At 73.5% G+C, this 9,753-nt stretch carries 5 protein-coding genes and 1 pseudogene; 3 read left to right on the top strand and 3 right to left on the bottom strand.

Going from position 1 to position 9,753, the window contains the following annotated elements; all coding sequences use genetic code 11:
- Positions 1–309 precede the first annotated feature (309 nt).
- Entirely contained in the window at positions 310–1,053 is a 744-nt protein-coding gene (locus ABZ078_RS13600) for an IclR family transcriptional regulator (protein ID WP_356574767.1), read from the top strand.
- A gap of 333 nt (positions 1,054–1,386) precedes the next feature.
- Here the strand turns inward: ABZ078_RS13600 and ABZ078_RS13595 are convergent, their stop codons facing one another.
- From ABZ078_RS13595 to ABZ078_RS13585, 3 genes are read right to left on the bottom strand one after another with little or no spacing between them, the layout of a single operon-like run.
- Entirely contained in the window at positions 1,387–2,826 is a 1,440-nt protein-coding gene (locus tag ABZ078_RS13595; RefSeq protein WP_356574765.1) for an NAD-dependent succinate-semialdehyde dehydrogenase, read from the bottom strand.
- Complete coding sequence (locus ABZ078_RS13590; protein ID WP_356574763.1) at positions 2,823–5,699, bottom strand: FAD-binding and (Fe-S)-binding domain-containing protein; 2,877 nt, start codon at positions 5,697–5,699, stop codon at positions 2,823–2,825. Before ABZ078_RS13590 ends, ABZ078_RS13595 begins: the two co-directional genes overlap by 4 nt.
- A complete protein-coding gene (locus ABZ078_RS13585) occupies positions 5,696–6,964 on the bottom strand; it encodes an aminotransferase class III-fold pyridoxal phosphate-dependent enzyme (RefSeq protein WP_356574761.1) in 1,269 nt (422 codons plus the stop codon). Before ABZ078_RS13585 ends, ABZ078_RS13590 begins: the two co-directional genes overlap by 4 nt.
- 283 nt (positions 6,965–7,247) lie before the next feature.
- Here ABZ078_RS13585 and ABZ078_RS13580 point away from each other — a divergent pair, with 283 nt between their 5' ends.
- Both ABZ078_RS13580 and ABZ078_RS13575 read left to right on the top strand, forming a co-directional pair.
- Positions 7,248–8,894, top strand: coding sequence for a PucR family transcriptional regulator ligand-binding domain-containing protein (locus ABZ078_RS13580; RefSeq protein ID WP_356574759.1), 1,647 nt, complete (start codon positions 7,248–7,250; stop codon positions 8,892–8,894).
- 289 nt (positions 8,895–9,183) lie between these two features.
- Positions 9,184–9,753 (top strand): annotated as a pseudogene (locus ABZ078_RS13575) (hypothetical protein); the annotation flags it as partial.

Below are 9,753 nucleotides of genomic sequence, written 5' to 3'. Positions count from 1 at the left end.
GGCGTGGGGGGCCGACCCTTGTGCGCTCACAGCCGTCACCGTCCTGCGCCCGACCGGGGGAGCGGGCCGGACGCAGGACGGCTGCGCCACGCGGCGCGGTAGGCGAGTCAGGGCGCTACCACTGTCCATCGCCGCGGGGCATCGGATTCCGCACGTCCTCGGTGCCGGCCCGATCACCGGACGACCTCGACCGCGTGCCGTATTGTGGTACGCCGTGCTAGAATCTGGCACGAGCATGCCCGCGGCTCCGGGAGGGAGTCAAGAGGTGAGAACGAGAAATCCACAGAACCCGCGAGGCGTCGGATGGAAATGAAGAGTGTCACCAGGTCGCTGCGCATCCTGGAGGCGGTCGCCCAGCACCAGCCGGTGACCGTCGGCGAGCTGACGAAGATCTTCGGCCTGCCCAAGTCGACCGTGCAGCGGACGCTGGTGACCCTCAACGAGGCGGGGTGGCTGCGGGCCAACCGCCGGGACACCACCCGCTGGGAGGTCGGTGCCAGGGTCCTGGCCGTACGGCCCGCCGCGCTCCAGGGCTCCAGCCTGTTCGCCGCCGCCCGCGAGCCGATGGTCCAGCTGCGCGACGCGTTGAACGAGACGATCCATCTGTCGGTGCCGGACGCCCTGCACGGCATGGTCGTCGTCGACCGCGTCGACTGCGACCATCCCGTACGGACCTTCCACGCCATCGGCGACACCTCACCGCTGCACGCCACGGCCACGGGGCACGCGGTGCTCGCCCATCTGCCGAAGTGCGAGGTCGACGAGTTCTCGGCCGGCGTGCTGGAGGGCTACGGCGAGGAGACCATCACCGACCCGGCGGAACTGCGCGCCGAGCTGCGCCGCGTCAGGGACCGCGGATACGCCGTGAACCACAACCAGTTCCGGCCGGGCGTCTGCGCCATCGCCGCCCCCGTCCTGGACGGCGACGGCATGCCGCTGGCCGCCGTCGCCGCCTCCATGCCCGACTCCCGCTTCGACCCCGCCCGGCTGCCCGACCTGGCCCGCCTGGTGACGACCGCGGCCTCGGAGATCACGGCCCGGCACCTGGGCTGACGGCGGGCCGGGCTGGCGAAGCGGGCGCGGGAGACCGGGGTACGACAGCCGCATCACCGGTCCGCCCCGCCGCCGGCAGCACTCCGCCCCCGGCCACCCCTACGGATGTACAGCGCCCCGCACAGCAGACCACGACAACCGCGCACGCCCTGGCGTGCGGCCGACGCCGATCAGACACCGGTCAGGCGCCGGCCGGGGGGGACGGACACCGAGGTGCGGGCGCCGAGGGGGTGCCGCACGCGCATCAATGCCCCTCGCCCGGCCGGGAGGCGATCGGCCGGGCGAGGGGCAGTCTGCGCTGCCGCGACGGGGCGTGTCAGGGCATGGTCGGCGTCATCCCACCGGGACCGCGAGGTACTGGTACTCCAGGAACTCGTCGATCCCGACCCGGCCGCCCTCGCGGCCGAGCCCGGACTGCTTGACGCCGCCGAAGGGCGCGGCCGGGTTGGACACCAGGCCGGTGTTGACGCCGACCATGCCGACCTCCAGCCGCTCGCTCACCCGCAGGGACCGGTCGAGGCCCTCGGTGAAGACGTAGCCGACGAGCCCCCAGGGGGTGTCGTTGGCCCGGCGGACCACCTCGTCCTCGTCGTCGAAGGTGAGGATCGCGGCGACGGGGCCGAAGATCTCCGTGCCCATCAGACGGCTGTCGGGCGCTACGTCCGCCAGCACGGTCGGCGGGTAGAAACAGCCCGGCCCTTCCGGCGTACGGCCGCCGACCAGCACTTGGGCGCCCCGCTCCACCGCGTCGGCGACCAGTTCCTCGACCTTGGCACGTCCGGCCCTGTCGATCAGCGGGCCGACGTCGACGCCGTCCCGGGTGCCCGGACCGACGACCAGCGCGCCCATCCGCTCGGCCAGCCGCCGCCCGAACTCCCGCGCCACCGACCGGTGCACGAAGAAGCGGTTGGCGGCCGTGCACGCCTCGCCCATGTTGCGCATCTTGGCGACCATCGCCCCGTCGACGGCCTTGTCCAGGTCGGCGTCCTCGAAGACGATGAACGGCGCGTTCCCGCCCAGTTCCATCGATGTCCGTACCACCGCGTCCGCGCTCTGGGCCAGCAGCAGCCGGCCGACGGCCGTGGAGCCGGTGAAGGAGAGCTTGCGAATCCGCCCGCCGCGCAGGAGCGGTTCGCACACCTCCCCCGCACGGGAGGTGGTGACGACGTTCAGCACGCCGTCCGGCAGCCCGGCCTCCTTGAGGATCGCGGCGAGAGCCAGGCTGGACAGAGGGGTCTGCGGGGCCGGCTTGAGCACCATCGTGCAGCCGGCGGCGACCGCCGGGCCGATCTTGCGGGTGCCCATGGCCAGCGGGAAGTTCCACGGGGTGATCAGCAGACAGGGGCCGACCGGGCGGCGGCCGAGCAGCACACGGTTGCGGCCGTCGGGCAGGACGCCGTAGCCGCCGTCGATACGGACGGCCTCCTCGGAGAACCAGCGGAAGAACTCGGCCGCGTACGCCACCTCGCCCCGGGCCTCGGCGAGCGGCTTGCCCATCTCGGACGTCATCAGGTGGGCGAGCTCGTCGGTGCGCTCAAGGATGATCTCGTGGGCGCGGCGCAGGATCTCGCTGCGCGCCCGGGGCGCCGTACGGGCCCACTCCTCCTGCGCCTGCACGGCCGCTTCCTCGGCGAGCCGGGCGTCCTTGGGGCCCGCGTCGGCCACCTGGCAGAGGATCTCGCCGGTCGCGGGGTCGTCCACGGGCAGGGTGGCGCCGTCAGCGGCGTCCACCCAGGCACCGCCGATGAACAGCTGCGTGGGTGTGTCGGTCATGAGGTCTCTCCTGGTTGATCGGGTCGATCGGCGGCGGGGTCGAGCAGTTCCGCGAGATGCAGGGCGCGGATGCCCCGGTCCCCGGCGAGGTGGTCGATCTGGGTGGCGCAGCTGAAGCCGTCGGCCACGACGACGGTCGGGACGTCCTGGTCGATGCCGTCGAGGCGGGGCCTCAGGGCCAGGTCGGCGACGGCCATCGAGGTGTCGTAGTGCTGCTCCTCGAAGCCGAAGTTCCCGGCGAGTCCGCAGCAGCCCTCGGCCTCCTCGACCTTGCCCACGCCGAGCTTGCGCAGCAGGTCGCGGGGGTGACGGCTCTTGAACGTCGCGTACTCGTGGCAGTGGGTCTGCAGGACGACGTTGTCCGGCAGGTCGGGCGGGGTCCACTCCGGCGCGGCCAGGTCGCTCAGCGCGCCGGTGAGGGTGTGGACGCGGGCCGCGACGCGCTCGGCGGCGTCGGTGCCGAGGAGTTCGGGCACGTCGCGTCTGAGGGCGGCGGCGCAGCTCGGCTCGGCCACGATGATCGGCCGGTCGTCGCCGTCGTCCAGGGCGGCGACCGTACGGGCCATGATCCTGCGGGCGACGGACAGCTGGCCGGTGCTCACCCAGGTCAGTCCGCAGCACAGGCCGGCCTCGGTCGTGCAGGGGACACCGGCGTCGGCGAGGACCCGGCTCGCGGCGCCCGCGACCTCGGGACGGAAGGCGCGGGTGAAACTGTCGACGAACAGCACGGCCTTCGCCGGTACGTCGGGCCGCGCCGCCCGCAGGACCCTGCGCAGGGCTCGGCGGGAGGCGAAGGCCGGGATGGCGCGCTTGAGGGTCACCCCGCCCAGGCGGGCGAGGAGCCTTCCGGCCGGCCCCCGCAGGAGGGCGTTGACCGGGCGGGCGGCGTATCCGGCGAGGGCGGAGGTCAGGGGCAGCCAGCCCAGCGAGTAGTGGGAGCGGGGCCGGAGCCTGCCCTTGTAGTGCTGGTGCAGGAACTCCGCCTTGTACGTGGCCATGTCGACGCCGACCGGGCAGTCGCTGGAGCACGCCTTGCAGGACAGGCACAGATCGAGGGCGTCCTTGACCTCGGTCGAGCGCCAGCCGTCCTGGACGGTTCCGCCGCGCACCATCTCCTGGAGGAGGCGGGCCCGGCCCCGCGTGGAGTCGTTCTCCTCGCCGGTGGCCCGGTAGCTCGGGCACATCACGCCGCCGGAGTCGCTGCGGCAGCGGCCGACACCGACGCAGCGGCGTACGGCCCCGGCGAAGCCGTCCTCGTCGTGCGGGAAGGAGAAGAGGGTGTCGACGGGCCGGATCTGGTGGAGGGCCAGGTCGGTGTCGAGCTTCGCCGGCGCCACGATGACGCCCGGGTTCAGCAGCCCCTCGGGGTCGAAGACCTGCTTGAAGCCGGCGAAGGCGCGGATCATGCGGTGGCTGTACATGACTTCCAGCAGCTCACCGCGCGCCCGGCCGTCACCGTGCTCGCCGGACAGGGTGCCGCCGTGCTCGACGACGAGCGCGGCCGCCTCGGACAGGAAGCGGCGGGTCGCGGCCCGCCCGGCATCCGTGGCGAGGTCGAAGTCGATGCGGACGTGGACACAGCCGGCGCCGAAGTGCCCGTAGAGCACGCCGGTCAGCCGGTGCGCGGCCAGGAGCCCGCGGAAGTCCCGCAGGTAGGCGGCCAGGTTCTCGGGCGCGACCGCCGCGTCCTCCCAGCCCGGCCAGGACTCCCCGCCGTCGACGAGGCGTGCGGCGAGACCGGCGCCGTCCTCGCGCACCCGCCACAGCGAGCGCCGCTCGGCGTGGCTCCGCACGACCCGCCCGCCGGTCATCCGGCCCGCGGCCTTGAGCACGTCCAGCAGTTCGGCGGCCCGGCGGTCGACGTCCGCCTGGTCGTCCCCGTCGAGTTCGACGTACAGCCAGGCACGCCCCTCGGGCAGCCCGGTGACGGAGTCGGGGCCGCGGCGGGCGCGCATGGTGGCGACGATCGCCTCGTCCATGCCCTCCACCGCGGTGGGGTTCCACTTCAGGATCTCCGGCACGTCCTCGGCGGCGTCGACGACGTCCTCGTAGCCGAGGGTGAGCAGCGTGGTGGCCTGTGCGGTCGCCACCAGGCGGACCGTCGCCGCGGTGACGACCGCACAGGAGCCCTCGGTGCCCACCAGCGCACGGGCCATGTCGAAGCCGTTCTCCGGCAGCAGGTGGTGCAGCTGGTAGCCGGAGACCTGGCGCGGGATGCGGCCGAGTTCGGTGCGGATCGCGGCCAGGTTGGCGTCGATCAGGCGTCGTACGTCCGCTTCGAGGCCGGCGACGTGCTCCGCGTCCTGGGGGTCCACCGGGTGCAGTCCCACCCGGTCGGCGACGGCGCGCACGCCGTCCGCCGTCACGATCTCCAGCGACTCGATGTGGCCGCTGGTCCGGCCGTGCCGCACCGACCGGTTGCCGCAGGCGTCGTTGCCGATCATCCCGCCGAGGGTGCAGCGGCTGTGCGAGGACGGGTCGGGGCCGAAGGTGAGGCCGTGCGGCGCGGTCGCGGCGCGCAGCGCGTCGAGGATCACCCCTGCCTCGACACGCGCGGTGCGCGTCTGCGGGTCGATGTCCAGGATCCGGTTCAGGTACCGGGAGAAGTCCAGGACGACGCCCGGCCCGACCGCGTTGCCGGCCATGCTGGTGCCGCCGCCGCGCGCGGTGACCGCGACCCCCGTCTCCCGGCAGGCCCGCACCACCGCGACCACGTCGTCGACGGTGCGCGGGAAGGCCACGGCCCGCGGCGGGACCCGGTAGTTGGAGGCGTCGTAGGCGTAGAGCCCGGTCGGCCCGGGGCCGGTCTCGACCCGCAGGCCGGGAGCGGCCTCGGCGAGCCGGGCGGTCAGCCGCGCGAGGGGGTCGCTCATCGTGCCGCCGCTCCGGAGGTCCCGACTTCCACCGCGGTCGCCCACGCCTGGAGGCCCTCGTCCACCGCCGCCTCGTCGATCACCAGCGCCGGGATCATGCGTACGACCTGGTTCCAGGCACCGCACAGCAGCAGGAGCAGCCCCTGGTCCACCGCCGCGCGCTGCACGCGGGCCGCGGTCTCGGGGTCGGGGTCGCCGTCCTCGGTGACGAACTCGGTGGCCAGCATCAGCCCGAGTCCGCGCACGTCGCCGATGCCCGGGGTGCGGTCGGCCACCGCCTCCAGGCCCCGGCGCAGCCGCCCGCCCATCGCCTCGGCGTTCTCGACGAGCTTCTCGTCGCGGACGACGTCGAGAGTGGCGCAGGCGGCCGCGCAGGCGACGGCGTTGGCGCCGTACGTGCCGCCCTGCGAGCCGGGCCACGCCTTGGCCATCAGCTCCTCGGAGGCGGCGATGCCGGACAGCGGGAACCCGCTGGCCAGGCCCTTGGCGGTGACGAGGATGTCGGGCGTGACCCCGAAGTGGTCGTGGCCCCAGAAGCGGCCGGTGCGGCCCACGCCGGTCTGCACCTCGTCGAGGATGAGCAGGAACCCGTGCCGGTCCGCCCGCTCCCGCAGCCCCTCCAGGAAGGCGCGGGTCGCCGGCACGTAGCCGCCCTCGCCGAGAACCGGCTCGACGATGATCGCGGCCGTGTCGGCGGGCGAGGAGATCGTCTGGAGGGTGTAGTCGAGCTCCTTCAGGGCGAAGCGGGTGGCGGTCTCCTCGTCCCAGCCGTACCGGTAGGCCGTCGGGAACGGCGTGACGACCACGCCGCTCATCAGCGGCGAGAAGCCGGAGCGGAAGCGGGTGCCGGAGGTGGTCATGGAGGCGGCGGCGACCGTACGGCCGTGGAAGCCGCCGTGGCAGACGACGACGTTCGGCCGGCCGGTGGCCTGGCGGGCCAGCCGCAGCGCGGCCTCGACGGCCTCGCTGCCGGAGTTGGTGAAGAACAGGCTGTCCAGGCCGGCCGGGAGCACCTCGCCGAGCTTGTCGACGAGGCGTCGCAGGGGCTGGTGCATGACCGTCGTGTACTGGCCGTGGATCAGGCTGCCCACCTGCTCCTGCGCCGCCGCCACGACCTTGGGGTGGCAGTGCCCGGTGCTGGTGACGCCGATGCCGGCGGTGAAGTCCAGGTAGCGGCGGCCGTCCTGGTCGTAGAGGTGGACGCCCTCGCCCCGGGCCGCCACCACGGGCGTGGCCTGGCGAAGGTGCGGCGACAGTGCGGTCATGTTCGTCTCCCGGCCGTGGGTCGTGGTCTGCGTGTGACCTGAATGGTCTGAATCCGGTACCCCGAGCATCCCGGCGGCCGCGGAGGACGACAACGCCTGATGTGTCCGGCCCGGAGGCGGGGTTCGGACGTTCTGTCAGGGGTGCGGGCCCGAAATGCGCGCCCAGGACCCCGTACGCCGGGTCGGACGCCCTCTTGCGCAGGTCAGCAGGGCTTGTCACAGTGACCGGGCACTCCCTCGGGCGCTCGGCCCCGCTTGAGCGGGGAGTCCCCATGGAGACATCGTGAACGAGAACCACCCGGAGGACCGCGACGGCACCGCGCCCGGCCGCGCCCTCACCGTCGCCGACGTCCTGGCGCTGCCCGTCCTGGCCGCGGGACAGCCGCAGGTCGTCACCGGCGTCGCCCACCTCGACCGCCCGGTCCGCTGGGTCCACATCACCGAACTGACCGACCCCGCCTCCTTCCTCAAGGGCGGCGAACTCGTCCTGACCACCGGCATGCCGCTGCCCGACGACGCGGCGGGGGTACGCCGGTACGTCGACGAGCTCGCGGGCGTCGGAGCGGCGGCCCTGGTCCTGGAACTCGTACGGCGCTACCACCGCCCGCCCGACGCCCTGGTCCGCGCCTGCCGGGCCCGCGACCTGCCGCTCATCGCCCTCGTCAAGGACGTCAACTTCCTTGAGGTCACCCAGGTCGTGCACGCCCTCCTCCTCGGCAACCAGGCCGAGGCGATGAGCCGCACCCAGCGCATCCACGAGGCGTTCACCGCCCTGACCCTGCGCGGCGCCGGGCCGGAGGACGTCATGCGGGCGGCGGCGGTGATGAGCGGCCGCACGGTCGTCCTGGAGAACCTGGTGCACCGGGCGCTGATCTGCGAACCGTCCGGCAGCACGGTCGAGGAGGCGCTCACCGGCTGGGAGACGCGCTCGCGGGCCACCCCGGCGGGCGACCACACGGGCGTGTGCGGCCCGGACGGCTGGCTGGCCGCGCCCGTCGAGTACCAGGGCGAGCGCTGGGGCCGCGTGGTGATGCTCCCCTCCCGCACGGAGGAACCCGCGTTCGGGCCGGAGCACGTCACCGTCCTGGAGAGAACGGCGATGGCCCTGACCGTCGCCCGTCTCATCCACCCCACCCCCTGGGAACGCACCGCACACCGCAATGCCCTGCGCGACCTGGTCGAACAGCGCCACCACTCCCCCGAGGACGCCCGAGCCCGCTGCGCCGCGCTGGGCCTGCCCACCCAGGGCGGCGGCTTCGTCGCGGTCCTAGTGGACCTGCACGGGGCGGACGAGGACACCGAACCCGAGACCCGGCTGTCCCGGGAACTCGGCACGGCGGGCGTCCCCGCGCTCGTCGGCGGCCTGGCCCCCGGCCGCCTCGGCATCCTGCTGGCGCTGCGCCCCGCCCAGCCCTGGCGCCCCGTCGCCGAACGCCTGAGCCGCGCCGTACTCGGCCTCGCCCCGAAGGCGGTCGTGAGCGTCGGCTCGGAGGTTGCGGACCTCTCCGACACGCCCCGCTCGTTCCGGGAGGCGGCCCGCGTCGCCGAGGCCACGCCGCCCGGCCGGGACCTCCCCCCGGACCGCTCCTTCCACGAACTGCGCGACATCGGGCTGCGCGGCCTGCTGCACGCCCTGCGCGAGGACACCCGGGTCCAGGACTACACCGAACGGCAGTTGGGCCGGCTCATCGACCATGACACCCGCCACGGCACCGACCTGCTGACGACCCTGCGGCACTACCTCGACGCGGCCGGCAACAAGACCACGGCGGCGCGCCGGGGCGGCCTCTCGCGCGAAACCATGTACCAGCGCCTGCGCACCATCGAACGCCTCCTGGACCGCGACCTGGAGTCCGGCGAACAACGCACCGAACTCCATGTGGCGCTCACGGCCCTCGACGTGCTGCGGACGGCCACGACGACGGAGTGACCGTTGACGCTCCGTACGCGGTGCGCCGCCGGGTGAGGTGTCGTCACCACGGTGCGGGCGCAAAGGCAGTTGAGGGTCCGCCGCCACCCGGGCCAACGGGCACTCCCAGTACTACACCATCCGGTGACTAATGAGCGTCGTCGCGTTATTCATATCAGCCGATTTCCTATTCATTCCACTGTCCGGCTCTTGGTGCTGACGATCTGTCACAAGGCCCTGACCCAAGTCGAGGAGAGTGGAGAAGATGACGACATCGCCGAGATGGCGATCTGTTCTGGTGCCGGCGGCCATGGCTGCCGCGCTCGCCGCAGCCGCGTTGGGGGGCGCGAGTACCGCCTCCGCAGGGGACCACACCACCCCGCATCCGCCGCACCCGGCGAAGCCCGCCCACCACCCGGCACACGCGACCAAGCCCGCCCACCCGACGAAGCCTGTCCACGCCGTGCATCCGGCGAAGCCGGCCCACCCGGTCAAGCCAGGCAAGCCGGTCCATCCCGTACACCCGGTCAAGCCCGCCAAGCCCATGCTCCCGGTCAAGCCGGTGCACCCGGTCAAGCCCGCCAAGCCGGTCCACCCCGTACACCCGGTCAAGCCCGCCAAGCCCATGCTCCCGGTCAAGCCGGTGCACCCGGTCAAGCCGGAGAAGCCTGTGCTTCCGGTGAAGCCCGCGATGCCCGCGAAGCCGGCACACCCGGTCAAGCCGATGCTCCCGGCCAAGCCCGCACTGCCCGCGAAGCCGGCAATGCCTGCCAAGCCTGCTCTCCCCGCGAAGCCCGCACTCCCGGCCAAGCCCGCACTGCCCGCGAAGCCCGCACTCCCGGCCAAGCCCGCACTGCCCGCGAAGCCCGCACTCCCGGCC

Source organism: Streptomyces sp. NPDC006385 (assembly GCF_040612485.1).
Lineage (GTDB): Bacteria > Actinomycetota > Actinomycetes > Streptomycetales > Streptomycetaceae > Streptomyces.
The sequence above is the reverse complement of the archived record's forward strand: the minus strand, read 5'-3'. Positions and strand labels throughout refer to the sequence as shown.